This is a genomic window from Bradyrhizobium sp. B039, from assembly GCF_038965675.1.
In the GTDB taxonomy this organism is placed as follows: Bacteria; Pseudomonadota; Alphaproteobacteria; order Rhizobiales; family Xanthobacteraceae; genus Bradyrhizobium; species Bradyrhizobium diazoefficiens.
The window spans coordinates 6,225,482-6,242,927 of sequence record NZ_CP152416.1 but is presented as its reverse complement, the minus strand read 5'-3'; the positions used below and the strand labels follow the sequence as shown (position 1 = coordinate 6,242,927).

At 65.2% G+C, this 17,446-nt stretch carries 13 protein-coding genes; 4 read left to right on the top strand and 9 right to left on the bottom strand.

The annotated features are described in order from the left end of the window. Positions 1 to 86: 86 nt before the first annotated feature. Positions 87 to 1,310 (bottom strand): AMP-binding protein, encoded by a 1,224-nt coding sequence (locus AAFG50_RS29700; RefSeq protein WP_028173184.1) that lies wholly within the window; start codon positions 1,308 to 1,310, stop codon positions 87 to 89. 86 nt (positions 1,311 to 1,396) lie between these two features. On the opposite strand from AAFG50_RS29700, the gene AAFG50_RS29695 reads away from it, so the two are divergent. Beyond that, positions 1,397 to 2,551 carry an AGE family epimerase/isomerase gene (locus AAFG50_RS29695; protein WP_028173185.1) on the top strand — a complete coding sequence of 385 codons (1,155 nt, stop codon included), beginning with the start codon at positions 1,397 to 1,399 and terminating at the stop codon, positions 2,549 to 2,551. Here the strand turns inward: AAFG50_RS29695 and AAFG50_RS29690 are convergent. The 6 genes from AAFG50_RS29690 to AAFG50_RS29665 all read right to left on the bottom strand — a co-directional run bounded on the left by AAFG50_RS29690 (position 2,548) and on the right by AAFG50_RS29665 (position 9,650). Continuing rightward, positions 2,548 to 3,387 (bottom strand): ABC transporter ATP-binding protein, encoded by an 840-nt coding sequence (locus AAFG50_RS29690; protein ID WP_028173186.1) that lies wholly within the window; start codon positions 3,385 to 3,387, stop codon positions 2,548 to 2,550. The genes AAFG50_RS29695 and AAFG50_RS29690 overlap by 4 nt on opposite strands. 152 nt (positions 3,388 to 3,539) lie before the next feature. Continuing rightward, the gene (locus AAFG50_RS29685; RefSeq protein WP_028173187.1) at positions 3,540 to 4,823 is read right to left on the bottom strand and encodes an ABC transporter substrate-binding protein; all 1,284 of its coding nucleotides are present in this window, start codon (positions 4,821 to 4,823) and stop codon (positions 3,540 to 3,542) included. Between the two features lie 46 nt (positions 4,824 to 4,869). After that, complete coding sequence (locus AAFG50_RS29680; protein ID WP_028173188.1) at positions 4,870 to 5,943, bottom strand: branched-chain amino acid ABC transporter permease; 1,074 nt, start codon at positions 5,941 to 5,943, stop codon at positions 4,870 to 4,872. Between the two features lie 3 nt (positions 5,944 to 5,946). Next, complete coding sequence (locus AAFG50_RS29675; protein ID WP_011088705.1) at positions 5,947 to 6,840, bottom strand: branched-chain amino acid ABC transporter permease; 894 nt, start codon at positions 6,838 to 6,840, stop codon at positions 5,947 to 5,949. Positions 6,841 to 6,900: 60 nt separating this feature from the next. Beyond that, complete coding sequence (locus AAFG50_RS29670; RefSeq protein ID WP_028173189.1) at positions 6,901 to 8,832, bottom strand: long-chain fatty acid--CoA ligase; 1,932 nt, start codon at positions 8,830 to 8,832, stop codon at positions 6,901 to 6,903. Further along, positions 8,829 to 9,650 carry an ABC transporter ATP-binding protein gene (locus AAFG50_RS29665; protein ID WP_011088703.1) on the bottom strand — a complete coding sequence of 274 codons (822 nt, stop codon included), beginning with the start codon at positions 9,648 to 9,650 and terminating at the stop codon, positions 8,829 to 8,831. The genes AAFG50_RS29670 and AAFG50_RS29665 overlap by 4 nt, the downstream gene beginning before the upstream one ends. A gap of 337 nt (positions 9,651 to 9,987) precedes the next feature. Here AAFG50_RS29665 and AAFG50_RS29660 point away from each other — a divergent pair, with 337 nt between their 5' ends. Then, entirely contained in the window at positions 9,988 to 10,662 is a 675-nt protein-coding gene (locus AAFG50_RS29660; protein WP_011088702.1) for a Crp/Fnr family transcriptional regulator, read from the top strand. A 9-nt stretch (positions 10,663 to 10,671) separates the two neighbouring features. On the opposite strand, the gene AAFG50_RS29655 is transcribed toward AAFG50_RS29660, so the two are convergent. Further along, on the bottom strand, positions 10,672 to 11,922 hold the full coding sequence (locus AAFG50_RS29655) for an MFS transporter (RefSeq protein WP_028173190.1): 1,251 nt from the start codon (positions 11,920 to 11,922) through the stop codon (positions 10,672 to 10,674). Between the two features lie 504 nt (positions 11,923 to 12,426). Here AAFG50_RS29655 and AAFG50_RS29650 point away from each other — a divergent pair. Both AAFG50_RS29650 and AAFG50_RS29645 read left to right on the top strand, forming a co-directional pair. After that, positions 12,427 to 15,747: an adenylate/guanylate cyclase domain-containing protein gene (locus AAFG50_RS29650; protein WP_028173192.1), complete on the top strand. Its 3,321-nt coding sequence runs from the start codon at positions 12,427 to 12,429 to the stop codon at positions 15,745 to 15,747. A 21-nt stretch (positions 15,748 to 15,768) separates the two neighbouring features. Beyond that, positions 15,769 to 16,449 carry a redoxin domain-containing protein gene (locus AAFG50_RS29645; RefSeq protein WP_028173193.1) on the top strand — a complete coding sequence of 227 codons (681 nt, stop codon included), beginning with the start codon at positions 15,769 to 15,771 and terminating at the stop codon, positions 16,447 to 16,449. A gap of 17 nt (positions 16,450 to 16,466) precedes the next feature. On the opposite strand, the gene AAFG50_RS29640 is transcribed toward AAFG50_RS29645, so the two are convergent. Beyond that, the gene (locus AAFG50_RS29640; protein WP_011088697.1) at positions 16,467 to 17,306 is read right to left on the bottom strand and encodes a uroporphyrinogen-III synthase; all 840 of its coding nucleotides are present in this window, start codon (positions 17,304 to 17,306) and stop codon (positions 16,467 to 16,469) included. Positions 17,307 to 17,446 lie beyond the last annotated feature (140 nt).

Genomic DNA, 17,446 nt, shown 5'->3' with positions numbered 1-17,446 from the left:
CCGCCGCGAAACATCGCTCGCGTGTCAAAACCAAATTCACGCAAGTATGAAACGCGCCGCCCGGTGTTCTTCGTCGCCCCGGCGTTTTACCGCTCGTCCGCGATCACCTTGCCGTCGTTCGGCAGCGTGCCGGGGCCGACCAGCTCGACCGCGCCACCGAGCTTTGTCACCATCCGCAGCGTGCCCGCGATCTCCTCGCGCAGAACCTCGCTTGCTGCCGCTGCTTCCGCTTTCAGCGTCATCGCATCGGTCTCGCCCTGGCGCGTGACGACGAGACGCAGGCGGCCGAGTGCGGAATGCCGCTTGCTGATTTCGGCGACCTGCTCGGGACGGACGAACATGCCCTTGACCTTGGTGGTCTGGTCGGCGCGGCCCATCCAGCCCTTGATCCGCATGTTGGTGCGACCGCATTTGCTCGAGCCCGGCAGCGCCGCGGTGAGGTCGCCGAGCGCGAGGCGGATCCAGGGATGATGCGGGTCGAGCGAGGTGACGACGATCTCGCCGACATCGCCTTCCGCAACGGGATCGCCGGTGCCGGGCTTGACGATCTCCATGATCAGGCCTTCGTTCACGACCATGCCCTCGCGCGCCTCCGTCTCGAAGGCGATGAGACCGAGATCGGCGGTTCCGAAGGCCTGGTAGGCGTCGATGCCGCGCGCCTTGATCTCGGCCTGGAGCGAGGGCGGGAAGGCCGCACCCGAGACCAGCGCGCGCTTGATCGAGGAGACGTCGCGGCCCGCGGTCGCCGCTGCATCGAGCAGGATCTTCAGGAAGTCGGGCGTGCCGCTATAGCCGACCGGCCGGTAGGCCTCGATCAGCTCGAATTGCTGCTCGGTATTGCCGGGCCCGGCCGGGATCACCGCGCAGCCGAGCGCGCGCGCCGAAGCATCGAAGATGAAGCCGCCGGGGGTGAGGTGGTAGCTGAAGGTGTTGAGCACGATGTCATCGGGCCGGAACCCGGCCGCGAACAGCGCCCGTGCCCCGCGCCAGGGATCGGCCTGCCGGCCCTCCGGTTCGAAGATTGGGCCCGGAGAGGTGAAGAGCCGTGCGAACGAGCCCGGCGCCGCCGCCACGAAGCCGCCGAAGGGCGCGGAGGCCTTGTGGAGGGCCGGCAGTTCCGACTTGCGCAGCACCGGCAGGCGCGCCAGCGCCGCGCGGGTGGTCACTGTGGCCGGATCCACACCTTTGAGCCGTTCGGCGTAGGCGGGCGCCGTCATCGCGCTGCGCAGCACGCTCGGCAGGCGCGAAAACAGCTCGGCCTCGCGCGCGGCTTGCTCGCGCGTCTCGAGGGCGTCGTAATGGGCGGTCATGGCTGATCTTTCCGGGTTGGCATCCGTTGCACGCCGCCGCTGGCATGGGTATCAGACGGCCATTGTCGGGACGTGGAGAGCGCGAGATGGCGGACGAACGGATCAAGGCGGCGGGGGAGGCGGCTGGCGTCGTCGCGCGCCTGAAGCGCCGCATGATCGACGACGCGATGCCGCTGTGGTCGACGGTCGGCTGGGACCCTGTCGCGGGCGGCTTCATCGACCGGCTGCACCGCGACGGCACGGCGGATGCCGCCGCGCCGCGGCGCGTGTTCGTGCAGGCCCGCCAGATCTACTGCTACGCCAAGGCGGCGCAGATGGGCTGGTATCCTGAGGGGCGCGGCATCGCGCTGAAGGGGCTGGAACACCTGCTGGCACGCGCGAAGGCGCCCGACGGCAGGCCCGGCTATGTGCACCGGCTGACGCCGGAGGGCGCGGTGCTGGACGGTCGGCGCGACGCCTACGACCACGCTTTCATCCTGTTTGCGCTCGCGACCGTCTATGCGCTCGACAAGGACGCGCAGGTTCGCGCCGAGATCGACACGCTGCTCGCCTTCCTCGACGGCCACCTGCGCTCGCCGCATGGCGGCGTCCACGAGGGGCTGCCGGTCTCGCTGCCGCGCCGGCAGAACCCGCATATGCACCTGTTCGAGGCGATGATCGCGTGCTTCGACGCGACCCACGATCTGTCGTTCCAGAACCGCGCCGGCGAATTCTTCGCGCTGTTCCTCGCCAACCTCTACGACAAGCAGAAGCACGTGTTGTCGGAGTATTTCGAGGAGGACTGGTCGAAGATCGAGCCGGTCAGTGTCGAGCCTGGCCATCAGGCGGAGTGGGTCTGGCTGCTGAAGGGATTCGAGCGCATCACGGGCTGCCCGACCGGGCAGCGGCGTGCGGAGCTGCTGGCGACCGCGCTGCGCTATCGCGACGAGGCGACGGGCTGCCTGATCGACGAGGGTGATGCCGCCGGCAACATCCGTCGCAGCACGCGCCGGCTGTGGCCGCAGACCGAGATCGCGAAGGCGTGGATTGCGCAGGCCGAATCCGGCGAGGCGGGTGCGGCGGACGAGGCGCGCGCGGCCCTGGTGCGGCTCGAGCGGCATTATCTCAGCCATCCCGTGCGGGGCGGCTGGTACGACCAGTTCGATCGCGACGGCAAATCGCTGGTCGACACCATTCCTGCGTCGTCGTTCTATCATGTTCTCTGCGCAGTCACGGAAGCGGAGCAGGTGTTGGACGGTTAGAGCCAGCGCTTGCGCCGCTTGAAGCTCTTGAGGTTCTTGAAGCTCTTGCGCTGGTCACCGGCGCCGCCCAGGTAGAACTCCTTGACGTCCTCGTTGTCGCGCAATTCGTCCGCGGTGCCGTCGAGCACGACCTTGCCCTGCTCCATGATGTAGCCGTGGCTCGCCACCGACAGCGCAGCGCGCGCGTTCTGCTCGACCAGCAGGATGGTGACGCCGAGATCGCGGTTGATCTTCTGGATAATGGAAAACACCTCTTTCACCAGCAGCGGCGACAGGCCCATCGACGGCTCGTCCATCAGGATCATCTTCGGACGTGCCATCAGCGCGCGGCCGATCGCGAGCATCTGCTGCTCGCCGCCGGAGAGATAGCCGGCAAGGCCGGTGCGCTCCTTCAGGCGCGGGAAATAGTTGAAGACCATGTCGATGTCGGCATCGACCTCGCGGTCCTTGCGGGTGAACGCGCCGAGCTTGAGGTTTTCCAGCGAGGTCATGTCGGAGACGATGCGGCGCCCCTCCATCACCTGGAAGATGCCGCGGCGGACGATCTTGTCGGGGTCGATGCCGTTGATGCGCTCGCCCTCGAACAGGATCTCGCCGCGCGTGACCTCGCCGTCCTCGGTCTTGAGCAGCCCCGAGATCGCCTTCAGCGTCGTCGACTTGCCGGCACCATTGGCCCCGAGCAGCGCCACGATCGCGCCCTTGGGCACGTCGAGGCTGAGGCCGCGCAGCACCAGGATGACGTCGTCATAGACGACCTCGATGTTGCGCACGCCGAGAAGGGGTGGCGCGGGCACGATACTGGGCGAGGGACGAGTGGCTTCGTGAATTTCGGTCATTGGGTGTGCCGCCAATCTGGTGCGCTCGTCATGCCCGGGCTTGTCCCGGGCATCCACGTTCTTCGTGCCGAGTGGTCAGACGTGGATGGCCGGGACATCTGCGCGAAGACGCGCTTCGCGCTTTTGCCCGGCCATGACGTCGAAGGTTACTGTCACCACCCCAGCAATTCCGCCTTGCGCGGCAGTTCGACCGTCTTGACCTTCTCGAGCTTGATCGTGCCCTTGGCCATGAGATCGTTGAGGTCGCCGTCGGTCGCACCCGCGATCTTGGTGCGATAGAGGTCGACCTTCAACGTGCCGCGGTGGTCCTTGTCCGTCCAGGTCGAGGGATTGCAGACGCCGTCCATTCCAGCCGGCACCCAGTCCTTCTTCTGGTAGAAGCCCTTGGCGACGTTGTCGCCGGTGGCGCCGCCGTTTTTGACAGCCCAATCGAGTGCCTCCTTCATGTACAGCGCCGAGCAGACTGCTGCGATGTAATGCACGGGCCGGTAGACCTTGCCGGTCGGGTCGGACATCTTGGAGATCTCCATCACCGTCTTCATGCCGGGCGCATCGCCGCCCCAGCTGACCGCGGTGCGCAGCGGGAAGATCACGCCGTTGGCGGCGTCGCCGGCGGTCTTGGCGGCGTTCTCGTCCATGCCCCAGACATTGCCGAGGAACTGAATCTCGACGCCGGCGGTCTTGCAAGCCTTCATCACCGAGATGTTGGAAGCGGCGGTGTTGCCCAGATAAGCGTAGTTGGCGCCCGAGGATTTCAGGCTCAGGCACTGCGCGCTGTAGTCACCCGGCGCGAGCGCGAACACCAGCGGCGGCAGCACCTCGAAGCCGAGCTCCTGCGCCATCGCTTCGCCTGCGGCCTTCGGCGCGTTCGGATAGGGATGGTTGGCGCCCATGTGCACGAACTTCGGCTTGCCGGGCTTGCCCTTGGCCTTCCAGTCCTCGGCCGCCCACATCAGCATCGCGCGCAGCGAGTCCGAATAGCTCGGGCCGTAGAAGAAATTGTAAGGCGCGGGCTTGGCCTTGCCGCTGACGCCTTCGGGATCGGTCAGTGCGGCGGCATAGGAGCCGGAGAGATCGGGGATCTTGTCCTGGGCGAGGAAGCCGGTCAGCGCCTCGGTGTCAGCGGTGCCCCAGCCCATGATCGCCGCGACCTTGCTGTCCGGCGCCGACCATTTCTTGTAGAGCGCGATCGCGCGCGGCACCTGGTAGCCGTAGTCGTTGGTGTCGACACTGAGCTGCTTGCCGCCGACGCCGCCGTTCTTGTTGACCCACGCGAAGGTGTCGGCGACGGCCTGGCCGTAAGGCGTGCCGACGTCTGAGGTGCCGCCGGAATAGTCGGCGAGATGCCCGATGGCGATCTGGGCCTGCGCGCCCGCCGAGAATGCGGCGATCACCAGCGCGAGCGATGCAGTGCTCAAAAGGGATTTTGTCTTCATTGGTTGCCTCCTCCTGTTTATTCGTTGGTTCGTAAGTTACCCGTTCTCAATGCGAGAACGGGTAGAGTTTCCAGTACGCCTTGATCTGCCGCCAGCGATGCGCGAGCCCGTCAGGCTCGAACATCAGGAACGCGATGATGATCACCCCGATCGCAATCTCGCGCAGGAAGGTAATGTTGTTGTTGAGCGACAGCGCCTTGTCGATCGCGCCGCCCTTCAAGTAGATGCTGAGGAATTCCATCGACTCCGGCAGCAGGACCACGAAGGCGGTGCCCATCAGCGTGCCCATGATCGAGCCGGTGCCGCCGATAATGATCATGGCCAGGAACAGGATCGAGCGCTCGATGCCGAAGCCTTCCTGGGATACCACGAGCTGGTAGTGCGCATAGAGCGCGCCGGCGATGCCGGCGAAGAAGGCGGCGAGCCCGAACGACAGCGTGCGGTATTTGGTGAGGTTGATGCCCATGATCTCCGCGGAGAGATAATGGTCGCGGATCGCCACCAGCGCGCGGCCGTCGCGCGTGCGCATCAGATTGGTGACGAGGATGTAGCTCGCCAGCACATAGGCCAGCACGACGTAGAAATACTGCTTGTCGCCGCGCAAGGTGAAGCCGAAGATCGAGAACGGATTGGCGCTGGCCGGTACCGAGCCGCCGGTGAACCATTCGGCGCGCGAGAAGAAGTCGAGCAGGATGTATTGCGCGGCGAGCGTCGCGATGACGAGGTAGAGTCCCTTCAGCCGCGCCGCCGGAATGCCGAAGACCAGCCCGACCAGCGCGGTGACGACGCCTGCGAGCGGGATCGCGAAAAACACCGGGATCGGCGCATTGTTGGAGATGTAGGCCGAGGTGAAGGCGCCGAGCAGGAAGAAGGCGGCATGCCCGATCGAGATCTGGCCGGTGAAGCCGACCAGGATGTTCAACCCGAGCGCCGCGATCGAGAAGATGCCGATCTGGATCAGAATGCTGAGCCAGTAGCCGCCGAGGAATTGCGGCACGAGGCAGAGCAGAAGTGCGCCTGCGATCGCAAAATTGCGGCTGGTGGCCGTCGGGAAGATCGTGGTGTCCGCCGCATAGGAGGTGCGGAAATCACCAGCAGGGATGAGGGCAGGGCCGGCCATGGGTCAGATCCGCTCGATGTCGTGGGTGCCGAACAAGCCGTAGGGCTTGATCATCAGCACGATGATGAGGACGTAGAACGGCGCGATCTCGTAGAGATTGCCCCAGTGCAGATACTCGCTGTCGACATATTGCGCGACGTTCTCGAGCAAGCCGATGATGATGCCGCCGAGCACGGCGCCGCCGACTGAATCGAGCCCGCCGAGGATCGCCGCTGGAAACACCTTGATGCCGTAGGCGGCGAGGCCCGAGGACACCCCGTTCACCACGGCGACCACCACTCCGGCGACCGCTGAAACCGTTGCCGAGATCGCCCAGGCCATCGCGAACACGCTTTTCACGGAAATGCCGAGCGACTGCGCGACCTGCTGGTTGAATGCGGTGGCGCGCATCGCAAGGCCGTATTTGGATGCGCGGAAGAACCAGGCCATGCCGATCATCATGGCGACCGAGACCACCAGGCTCATGACATAGACGGTCTGGATCTGAAGCCCGAACAAGCTGACGGACTGGCTCTCGAACACGCGCGGGAAGGGCTGCGGGTTGACGCCGAACATCCATTTCAGCGTGGCCTGGAGCACCGTCGAGAGGCCGATCGTCACCATGATGACCGAAATGATGGGCTCGCCGATCATCGGCCGCAGGATCAGCACCTGGATGGCGATGCCGAACACGAACATGAACACCAGCGTCATCGGCATGCCGATCCAGAACGGCACCTGGTATTTCGCAAGCAAGGCCCAGCACACCCAGGCGCCAACCAGCAGCAGCTCGCCTTGCGCGAAATTGACGACCTGCGTCGCCTTGTAGATCAGCACGAACGACATCGCGACCACGCCGTAGAGCGTGCCGACCACGAGGCCGTTGACCAGGAGCTGGATGAGGAAGGCGGTGTTCATGTTATGCTATCCTTCGCCTCTCTCCGCTTGCGCAACGAGCGGCCTGTATCGGAAGCGAGTTCACTCCGCAGCCTCCGCCAGGTGCCCGGGTCCGCCCAGATTCACCACCCGCAGCGTCGTGCGCACTCTCTGCGTGGTGCCGTCCTGGAAGCGGATCACGGTGTCGACGGGGATGTCGGCGTCGCCGCGGTAGATCGCATCGATGATGCCGGCGTATTTCTCGTTGATGACGCTGCGCCGCACTTTTCGCGTGCGGGTGAGTTCGCCGTCATCGGCATCGAGCTCCTTGTAGAGCAGCAGGAAGCGCGAGATGCGTTGCGCCGGCGGCAGCGTGGCGTTGACGGTCTCGACCTCCTTCTGGAGCAGCGTGTAAACCTCGGGCCGCGAGGCGAGGTCGCTGTAGGTCGTGAAGGAGAGGCGGTTCTTCTCCGCCCATTTCGAGATGATGGAGTAGCGGATGCAGATCATCGCCGCGAGCGCGTCGCGGCCCGCGCCGAGCACCACGGCTTCGGCGATATAGGGCGAGAACTTCAGCTTGTTCTCGATGAATTGCGGCGAGAAGCGCTCGCCGCGCGAGGTCTCGGCGAGATCCTTGATGCGGTCGATGACGACGAGCTGCCGGTTGGAGTTGAAATAGCCGGCATCGCCCGACAGCATCCAGCCGTCCTTGATGTCGGCAACGCTTGCCTCCGGGTTCTTGTAATAGCCGAGGAACATGTTGGGATGCCGCACCACGATCTCGCCGACGCCGTGGACGTCGGCATTGTCGATGCGAATCTCGACGCTGTCGGCCATCGGCACGCCCGTCGTGTCAGGATCGACCTTGCCCTCGGGATGCAGCGTATAGGCCCCCAACAGTTCGGTCTGGCCGTAGAGCGTGCGCAGCGGCACGCCCATCGCCTGGAAGAACTTGAAGGTATCGGGCCCGAGCGCCGCGCCGCCCGTCGCAGCCGAGCGCAGGCGGGTGAAGCCGAGCCGGTCGCGCAGCGCGCGAAACAGGATGGCGTCGGCAAAACCCGAGCGCTTGCCGTCGGCAAGCGCGGCCAGGCCCGACTTCATCCCGATATCGAACAGGCGCTGCTTGAAGGGCGTGGCGTCCATCACCTTGGCGCGGACGTCGGCGGCGATGGATTCCCAGACGCGCGGGGCGAACAGCACGAAGGTCGGCGCGATCTCGCGCAGATCGTTCATCATCGTGTCGGGCTCTTCGACGAAGTTGATCTTCATCCGGCACAAGAGGCCTTTGCCGAGCACATAGACTTGCTCCATGATCCACGGCAGCGGCAGCACCGAGACGTATTCGTCGTCGGGTCCCTTCGGATCGAAGGCGAGATAGGTCGCGCAATGGCCGAGCACGCGGCCGGCGGCGAGCATTGCGAGTTTTGGATGCGAGGTGGTGCCTGACGTGGTGCAGAGGATTGCGACATCCTCGCCCTTGGTCGCGTCGACGAGCTTGTCGTAAAGCCCCGGCTCGCGCGCAGCGCGGGCGCGGCCGAGCTCGGCGAATTTCTCCGCCGACAGCAGCCTGGGGTCGTCATATTTCCGCATGCCGCGCGGGTCGGAATAGATGATGTGCTTCAGCCGCGGCACGCGGTCGGCGAGGGTGAGCAACTTGTCGACCTGCTCCTCATCCTCGGCGAAGACCAGCTGCGCCTCGCCGTAATTGAGGAGATAGGAGGCCTCTTCGTCCAGCACGTCGCGGTAGAGCCCGAGGCTCAGGCCGCCGATCGCGTGGGTGGCGATTTCCGCGGCGACCCAGTCCGGCCGGTTGTCGCCGATGATGCCGATGACGTCGTTGTGGCCAAGGCCGAGCTCGACGAGGCCGAGCGCGAAATCGCGCACGCGCGTCTGGTAGTCGTTCCAGGTGAAGACACGCCACAGCCCGAGATCCTTTTCGCGCAGCGCAATCTCGTGGCCATGCTCCCTGGCGTTGAGCCGGAGCATTTTGGGATAGGTATCGGCCTGCGCGACGCGGCCTGCATAATCCATCATGCCGCGCTCTCCTGCGCCGGCGGCGCATCGTCCGGATCGACCAGCACCTCGTCCTCCTCGCCGAGATAGGCGCGCCTGACGTGGGGATCGGCGAGCACCGCACCCGGATCGCCCTCGGCGATCTTGCGGCCGAAATCCAGCACCATGACGCGGTGGGAGATGTCCATCACCACGCCCATGTCGTGCTCGATCATCACCACCGTCATCCCAAATTCCTCGTTGAGATCGACGATGTAGCGGGCCATGTCCTCTTTCTCCTCGAAGTTCATGCCGGCCATCGGCTCGTCGAGGAGGATGAGGCGCGGCTCCAGCGCCATGGCGCGGGCGAGCTCGACGCGCTTGCGCAGGCCGTAGGAGAGGGTGCCGGCTTGCGCTTTCCGCACTGACTGGAGGTCGAGGAAGTCGATGATCTCCTCGACCTTGCGGCGATGCGCGAGCTCTTCCTTGCGCGCGCCGGTGAGCCAGTAGAGCGAGCCCGTGAGGAAATTGTTCTTCAACAGGTGATGGCGGCCGACCATGATGTTGTCGAGCACGCTCATGTGGTGGAACAGGGCCAGGTTCTGGAAGGTGCGGCCGATGCCGAGCGAGGCGCGGGCGTTCGGCGTCAGGCCGGTGATGTCGCGGCCCTGATAGAACAGCTGGCCCTCGGTCGGCTTGTAGCGGCCGGAAATACAGTTCACGATCGAGGTCTTGCCGGCCCCGTTGGGGCCGATGATCGAGAACAGCTCGCCCTCCTTGATGGCGAAGCCGACATCGGTCAGCGCACGGACGCCGCCGAACCGCAAAGACACGCCGCGCACTTCAAGACTGGTAGCCACCAAACAAGTCCCTCCCCGGTGATGGCGCTTTCTGTGGCGCTCTTCGTCGGTTCCTGTCGGGCGATCCTAGTACGGTCGTGCCGGCCAGACCATGCAGCTATTGGTCTCGACCGGACCCGCGAGGCTCTCGCTCCCGTTAGGGATCAAAAGCCGCATCGCCCGAGGTGGCCCTCAATAGGGGAAAGCGCTATTTTGAAATGTCTCCGGCCTGACAATTCTGCGACAAAGTTTTTCAGGCGAGACGGCCTTCATCTTTCGTCGGATGGCGGTCGATGCGGTCGTGTTGCAGTGCAACAGAAGGGCGGAGTGACGAAACGGTGCGGCTGGCTTCGGGATCATGATTTCAGAGGATCAACTGAAGCGCATCGCCGCTTGGTCGCGCGAGCTCACGCAAGCGGAGATCGAGGTCGCTCGCGCCGGAATCACGGAGCGGTCCTACGGCATCGGCGAGGCTGTGTTCATGCGCGGCGACACGTTCGGCTATTGGGCCGGCATGGTCTTTGGCCTTGCCCGGATGGGCGGGGTGTCGCGCGACGGCAAGGAGGCGAGCCTTGCCGGGCTGACTGCGGGGGCCTGGTTCGGCGAGGGCAGCGTGCTCAAGAACGAGCCGCGCCGCTACGACGTGGTCGCGCTGCGCAACAGCCGTGTCGCGCTGATGGAGCGCAGCGCCTTCATGTGGCTGTTCGAGAACAGCGTCGGCTTCAACCGCTTCCTGGTCCGCCAGCTCAACGAGCGGCTCGGCCAGTTCATCGGCATGCTCGAGGTCAACCGTACGCTCGATGCGACCTCGCGCCTCGCGCGCGGCATCGCCTCGTTGTTCAACCCGATCCTCTATCCGGAATCGACCGCGCATCTGGAGATCACCCAGGAGGAGATCGGGGCGCTCTCCGGCATGTCCCGCCAGAACGCCAATCGCGCGCTGAACCGGCTGGAGAAGGAGGGCCTGCTGCGACTCGAATATGGCGGCGTCACCATCCTCGATATCGAGCGGCTGCGCGGGTACGGGGACTAGGGCGCCCCGTCATCGCGCATTGGCGGGGGCGTGCAGGGGCCAGAGGTCCGCGCGCCAGCGCACCGCGATCGCCGCCATCGCGATGAACCCCGAGACGGCATAGAGCGAGCCCGTCGCGGAATAGCCGATGAGGTCGATCAGGCTGCCGGCCGCGAGCAATCCGAGCGGCAAGCCGTAGATCACCATCATGCGGACGCCCATGACACGGCCGCGCAGATGCGCGCTCGCCGTGCGCATCAGGATCACGGCGGCCGATATCATCGACATGCTCTGGGCGATGCCAGCGAGAGCGAGGCAGGCCATGGCCACCGGCATGGTCCTGATTTCGACGAACACCAGCAGCATGGCGTACCAGGCCAGCGTCGCGCCGATCAGAAGCCGGGCAATGCGCAGGCCGCCGACCAGGCTGAGCGTGATGGAGCCGATCAGCGAGCCGACGGCGAAGCTGGCCGAGAGATAGCCGAGCCCGGTCTGGTCGGTGTGAAAGATTTCGCGCGCGATGTAGGGCAGCAATCCGCCCGTGAAGGGAAATGCGGTGAGATTGGCGAGGAAGGCGACACACAGCGCGGCGCCCATTCCGGGGCCATTCCAGGCGTAGACAATCCCTTCCTTCAGCTCGTCGAGCAGTTTTGAAACGGCGCGGCTGTTCGCCGGCAGGTCCATCGTGGCAACGGTCCTTTCCGGTCGGGTCAGGCAGGACATGAGAATCGCGGCCACGAGGTAGAGGCTGGCGACTGCCGCATACACCAACCCAATGCCGAGCACGGCGAAGAGGCCGGCGCCTGTCAGCGCTCCGGCAATGCGGGCGCTGTCCTGGGTCGTCCGTGACAGGCCGATCGCGCCCACCAGCTGCTTGGCCGGCATGATGTCGGCGAGCAGCGCGCTGCGAATGCCGAGATCGGAGGAGCGGATCAAGCCCATGATTGCAACGATGATCATGACGTTGAGTGGCGCCAGACGGCCGGTCAGTGCCAGCACCATGATGGTCGAGGCGAGCGCCGTATAGGTGAGGCGCAGCACGACAAGGAGATCGCGATGACCCATGCGGTCGCCGATCATCCCGAGCACCGGTGCGACCAGCGTTCCCACATATTGCAGCGAGGCGAGAATGGTCAGCAGCAGCACCGATCCGGTCTCGACCAGGATGTACCAGCCGAGCACCAGCGTTTCGATCTCGAAGGCCCAGGAGGTGAGCAGGTCGGACGGCCACTGGAAGCGATAGTTGCGGATGCGGAATGGCGCGAGCGCGGATGTGCTCAAGATGCAATGACGGGTTTCACGGCGATTCCCTGCCCTTATTCTTGTTCTTTCTAATCCGGCAACGTAGCGCTGACACTGCTCGTGTCAATCAGCGCTGCCGCATACCAACCCGCTCGAACGCCACAAGGTTTGCCGCGCGGCTTCTGGGGGCGCTGTTTCTCGTGAGCGTCGTCGTGTCGCCTTCCCAGGCGGGTCCGCAGGACATGCTCGCCTTGATGCAGCGCACTACGTCGCTCGCGAAGGAGACCGCTATGGCGAGGCGGTGTGGCTTGCGCGAAAGCTTGTCGGAGAGGCCGAGATAAGTGCGGGCGACGATCGCCGGGGGTGTCTATCCTCAGCACCGAAAGACGGTCCGGTTGCGGGGAGGGGTGAGGCCGCGCGCGCGGCCGTTAACCGACCACCGCTTGCTCTTCCCGTGCGACGAGCCCATGCTTGCCCGGTTCCTGGGCCCGTCCGGCAGGTCCAGGAGATTGCACCATCGCGGCTTCCGCGAGGTCTTGACCCATGAACTGCTCTTGCTGTGGTTTAGAGGTCCAGAGCGGCTTTGCCTTCTGCCCGAAGTGCGGCACGAAGCAACCGAACGCGTGCCCTGGCTGCGGCTTTCCATGCGCGCCGGATTTCGCCTATTGCCCGAAATGCGGCGCCTTCGTCGCTGAGGTCCCCACAGGCGGGCAGGCATCGGCGCGGACGAGCCCGACGACGCTCCCGATCCGGTCCTCCTCTCCGCCGCTCGCGCCGGCGGAGGAGGCTCAAGCCGCATTTCGACCTCAGCTGGACAAGATCGACAGCGAGGCGAACCGCCGCACCATCACCGTGCTGTTTGCCGACCTCAGCGGCTTCACTGCGATGAGCGAGCGGCTCGACCCCGAGGTCATGCAGACGCTTCAAAACGGGTTGTTCGAGGAGTTGACGGCCGCGGTGCAAAGCTTCGGCGGCTTCGTGGACAAATTCATCGGCGATGCGCTGCTTGCTCTGTTTGGTGCGCCGGCGGCGCACGAGGACGACCCAGAGCGGGCGGTGCGCGCTGCCCTCGACATGATCGACCGGACGGCGCGCCTCAGCGAACGCGCGAAGGCGTATGCAGGTTCACCGCTGCTGCTCCATGTCGGCATCAACACCGGGCACGTTGTTGCGGGCGGGCTCGGTGCGGGCGTTGCCAAATCCTATTCGGTGACCGGCGACACGGTGAATACCGCCCAGCGACTACAATCGATGGCGGCTCCGGGCGAGGTGCTGGTCGGGCCGTTGACCCACCGTCTGACGCGGCATGCGTTCTCCTATGACTCGCTTGGCGAGGTCTCGCTCAAGGGCAAGATGGGCAGCGTACTGGTCCACCGTCTGAAGGAGCCGCTCGACACGCCCCGTGCGGCGCGAGGTCTCGACACGCTGGGCCTCAATGCGCCGTTGATCGGGCGCGACGCCGAGCTTGCGCGCATGATCGGCAGCCTTGATCTCGCGTGCGGCGGCGCGGCTCAACTGGTGCGGCTGGTCGGTGAGGCCGGCATCGGGAAGACGCGCCTGGTCAGGGAGTTCGTCGCCCGCATCCGCGATCAGGATCGATTCGCAGGCGTGGCGATCCGGCAGGCGGCGTGCTCGCCGCTCGGCGAACAGTCCTACGGCACACTCGCCGCCGTGCTGCGCAGCGCCTATGGCATCGCGCAGAAGGCGGGCGCCACAGAGGCGGAGGCGAAGGTCGCCGAAGCGCTATCGGAGCTGGGCCTCGCGACCGACGAAGCCGACCGCCTGATGCCCCTCTATCTGCACGTACTCGGCCTCGGCGACCCCAACGCCGTGCTCAGGCACGTCGAGCCCGAACAGCTCCGCCGGCAGATATTCTTCGCGATCCGCACCGTCTTCGAACGCCGCCTGGCACTGTCGCCACTGCTGATCATCGTCGAGGATCTGCATTGGGCCGATGCGGTGTCGCTTGAAGCGTTGCGCTTCCTGATGGACCGACTGGAGCGGACGCGGCTGATGCTGCTGTTTACGCATCGGCCGATGCTGGAACTGGACCAGTTCGGTTCGAGCAGGATCAGTCACGCTACCCTCCGGCTGCCCCCGCTTGGGGACGCCGACGGACAAAGGCTGCTCGCGGCCTATTTCAGTCACGGTTGGCGTGAACCACCGGGACGTCTGTTCAATCGAATCCTCGATCGCGCCGGCGGCAATCCGCTTTTCCTCGAGGAGATCATACGCGGCCTGATCGAAGCCGGCACTCTGGAGCGCGACGGCGTGCAGTGGCGGATGACGTCGGATGAAGCCGCCGCCGATATTCCGGCAAGCATTCAGGCGTTGTTGCTGGCGCGTCTCGACCGGTTGCCGCATCAGGTGCGCCGCCTGGCACAGGAGGCCGCGGTGATCGGCCCGCGTTTTGATGCGGCTGCTCTCGGTGCGGCGGCAACCGAGCCGGCAAGGGTCGAAGCAGGGCTCGAACTTCTGTGCGACGCGGAAATCGTCGAGGAGATCGCGGGCTCGAATTCGATTTCGCTGCGGACCTACCGCTTCACGCAAACCATGCTTCAGGACGTGATCTATCAAAACCTGCTTCTGCAGCGCCGGATCGAGCTTCATGGACGGATTGGTGGGGCGCTCGAGAGGCTGTATGGCCATGAGCCCGAGCGCCTCGAAGATCTCATACTGCTCGGACATCACTTCAGTCTGAGCGCGAGCAAGCCGAAAGGCGCGCGCTATCTGCGCGCGGCCGGCGATCGCGCACGCGCCAGCTATGCCAATGACGATGCCATCCGTCTCTACCAACAGGCCCTCGCCGTGCTGTTGGCCGGCGGCGAACGGGAGCCGGAACGTCTGGTCCTGTACGAGCGGATCGCGGACCTCTGTGGCGCGGCTGGCCGCCGGAACACGGCCGAGGAGCACTATCAGAGCGCGTTGGAGGGGCACCGCGCCCAACAGGACCGGATCAGCGAAGCGCGAATTCTTCGCAAGCTTGGCCGATTGCTGTGGGACGCCGGCAAGCGGATCAAGGCAGAGACGCATTACGCCGAGGCGGCCAACCTGCTTGGAGGGATCGACGCGCCCATCGAGTGGGCGCATCTCTTGCAGGAGCGCGGCCGTCTCGCGTTTCGGACGGGCGATCACGTGGCCGCCGCAAGATGGGCAGACGAGGCGCTCGGCTATGCACGGTCCGTACCGGCGGACGCGGACAAGCAGGGAGGGCACGAGGCGGCACGTGCCATTGCGGAGGCCCTCAACACCAAGGGGGTTGCGCTGGCGCGGCTTGGACGACACGAGGAGGCGGTGCGCGAGGTGGAGCAAAGTGTTGCAGCCGCCGAAACTGCCGGCTTCCTCAACGTAGCCTGCCGCGGCTATACCAATCTCGGTGTGCTCTACACGATTGTCGACCCGGCGAAAGCCGTGGAGGTCTGCCGGCGTGGACTCGATGTCGCGCGTCGGATCGGGGATCTCGGCTTCCAGGCGCGTCTTCTTGCCAATTTTGCCGTTGCCTGTTGCACCTTCACGGACAGATGTACCGAAGAAGGGGTGCCGGCTGCCGAAAAGGCGATCGAAATCGACCGCGCGCTCGATCAGCGCGAGCATCTCGCCGTGCCCTTGATCGTGCTCGGGCAAATCCATCAATGCCATTTCCGCCCCGATCTGGCCGCCCTCTGCTACAACGAGGCAATCGAGGTGGCGAACCAAACCGGCGAACCGCAGCAGCTTTTTCCATGCTATGATGGTCTCGCCACGCTGAGCCTTGATCGAGGCGACATGCCCGAGGCCGACCGATATTTCGCGCTGGCCCATGATGTCTGCGCCCGCCACGGGCTTGATCCCGCCGGGCTGATCGTACTGCCGTTTCTTGACTAAGTCATATGAAGGAGTTCAACCATGTCAGAACTTCATGTCGACGGACCGCTTCAACCGGGCGATCGCGCACCGAACATCGTGCTGGACGCCATCACCCGCGATGGAACGATCGCGCTCCAGGATTTTCGCGGGCATAGCCCGATATTGATCGGCTTGTTTCGAGGGCTGCACTGCCCGTTCTGTCGGCGCCATATCGCGGCACAGGCGCAACTTGGCGCAGCGCTGCGCGACAAGGGCGTCGAAAGTCTCACGGTCGTGAACACGCCCATCGAACGCGCGCGGCTCTACTTCCGCTATCATCCCTTGCCCAATCTGCTCGCCGCGTCCGACCCCGAGCGGGTCTCGCACCGCGCGTTCGGCCTGCCCAATCTCGAGTTTACGGACCACGAGACCGAGTGGCCGCGCAAGGTGGGTATGGACGTCGTCATGAGCATGCAGGTCGATATGCCCGGCGAAACGCCGGGGCCGATGAATCGGCTGGCGGCTGCCGAATACCTCAACAACAAGGACGGCTACGAGATGATGGAGGCCGATCAGCGCATGGCGGCAACCGGCCAGGGCCAGCTGTTCGGCCAGTTCCTGCTCGATCGCGAGGGGATCGTGCGCTGGACCTTTACCGAGGTTCCTGAAGGCGGCCAGCGCATGTTCGGGGCTCCGAGCCCCCAGGAGTTGATGTCGGCCGCCTCGCAGGTGGCAAGCTAGGCATCGTCGCCTGGTGATTAACCCGCCACCTTCGGCCGTTTCTCGGCGAGCGCTGCGGCCATCGCCGAAATCAGCGGCCGCATGAAATACGCATCTTCCGCCGGTGCGATGTCCGTGCGCAGGCCATGCGCGGCGAGCTCCCCCGACACCGCAGGGCCCACCGACGCAATCAGCGTCCGCTCCAACCCTGCGCGCAACTTCGCTTCGCTGCCATGTGCCTTTGCGGCTTCGATCAGGCGGCGGACCTGGCCGAGATTGGTCAGCGCGATGGAATCGATCCGTCCCTCCGCCATGTCGTCGATGGCGGCGACGATGTTGGCATCCGCCGCCTTTGAATCGTAGACATAGGGCAGCACGGTATCGACCTCGGCGCCTTGCGCCGAGAGTGCGCCGGTCAGGGTGCTGTGGTCCTTGTCCGGATAAAGCTGGAGGCCGAGGCGCCGCCCCTTCAGGTCGAGCTTGCCCAGCATCTCGATCACGCCCTCGGTGGTCGGCTTCTCCGTGGTCTGCTGCGCCTCGAGCGAGATCTCGCGCAGCGCCTTGCCGGGCTTCGGCCCGCGGGTGAATTTTCGCGATTTGGCGAGGGCCGCGACCAGAGCCTGGTCGAGACCACGGGTCCGCGCGAGCTTCATGATCCGCCGCAGGCCTTCGCCGGTCATCAGCACGAGATCGTCGAAGGGCCTGTCGATGGCGCGGCGGATCCAGGCCTCGACCGGGGCTGGGTCCGGCGCATCGTGGATGGTGAACATCGGGCACTGCACGACATCGGCGCCTTGCTCGGCGAGGAGCTTTGAGAACTGCGCCTCCTCGCGCGTTTCCAGGATCAGGATGCGGTAGCCGTTCAAGCGGTCGGCCATGGGCGTGCTCCAGTACAAATCGCAATGGTCCGTTCATCCTGACTCTGCACTTTACGTAGAAGCAAGTCTTGGGATTGGCGCAAGGGCGGGGTCGGTGATAGAGCAGGGCGCAAATCGCGAGTTGTTCCGCATCATTTGCC

Excerpts from the sequence above, each read along its gene's own strand:
- AAFG50_RS29700 (WP_028173184.1), bottom strand. The coding sequence starts at position 1,310 with ATGACCGCCCATTACGACGCCCTCGAGACGCGCGAGCAAGCCGCGCGC.
- AAFG50_RS29695 (WP_028173185.1), top strand. The coding sequence starts at position 1,397 with ATGGCGGACGAACGGATCAAGGCGGCGGGGGAGGCGGCTGGCGTCGTC.
- AAFG50_RS29690 (WP_028173186.1), bottom strand. The coding sequence starts at position 3,387 with ATGACCGAAATTCACGAAGCCACTCGTCCCTCGCCCAGTATCGTGCCC.
- AAFG50_RS29685 (WP_028173187.1), bottom strand. The coding sequence starts at position 4,823 with ATGAAGACAAAATCCCTTTTGAGCACTGCATCGCTCGCGCTGGTGATC.
- AAFG50_RS29680 (WP_028173188.1), bottom strand. The coding sequence starts at position 5,943 with ATGGCCGGCCCTGCCCTCATCCCTGCTGGTGATTTCCGCACCTCCTAT.
- AAFG50_RS29675 (WP_011088705.1), bottom strand. The coding sequence starts at position 6,840 with ATGAACACCGCCTTCCTCATCCAGCTCCTGGTCAACGGCCTCGTGGTC.
- AAFG50_RS29670 (WP_028173189.1), bottom strand. The coding sequence starts at position 8,832 with ATGATGGATTATGCAGGCCGCGTCGCGCAGGCCGATACCTATCCCAAA.
- AAFG50_RS29660 (WP_011088702.1), top strand. The coding sequence starts at position 9,988 with ATGATTTCAGAGGATCAACTGAAGCGCATCGCCGCTTGGTCGCGCGAG.
- AAFG50_RS29650 (WP_028173192.1), top strand. The coding sequence starts at position 12,427 with ATGAACTGCTCTTGCTGTGGTTTAGAGGTCCAGAGCGGCTTTGCCTTC.
- AAFG50_RS29645 (WP_028173193.1), top strand. The coding sequence starts at position 15,769 with ATGTCAGAACTTCATGTCGACGGACCGCTTCAACCGGGCGATCGCGCA.
- AAFG50_RS29640 (WP_011088697.1), bottom strand. The coding sequence starts at position 17,306 with ATGGCCGACCGCTTGAACGGCTACCGCATCCTGATCCTGGAAACGCGC.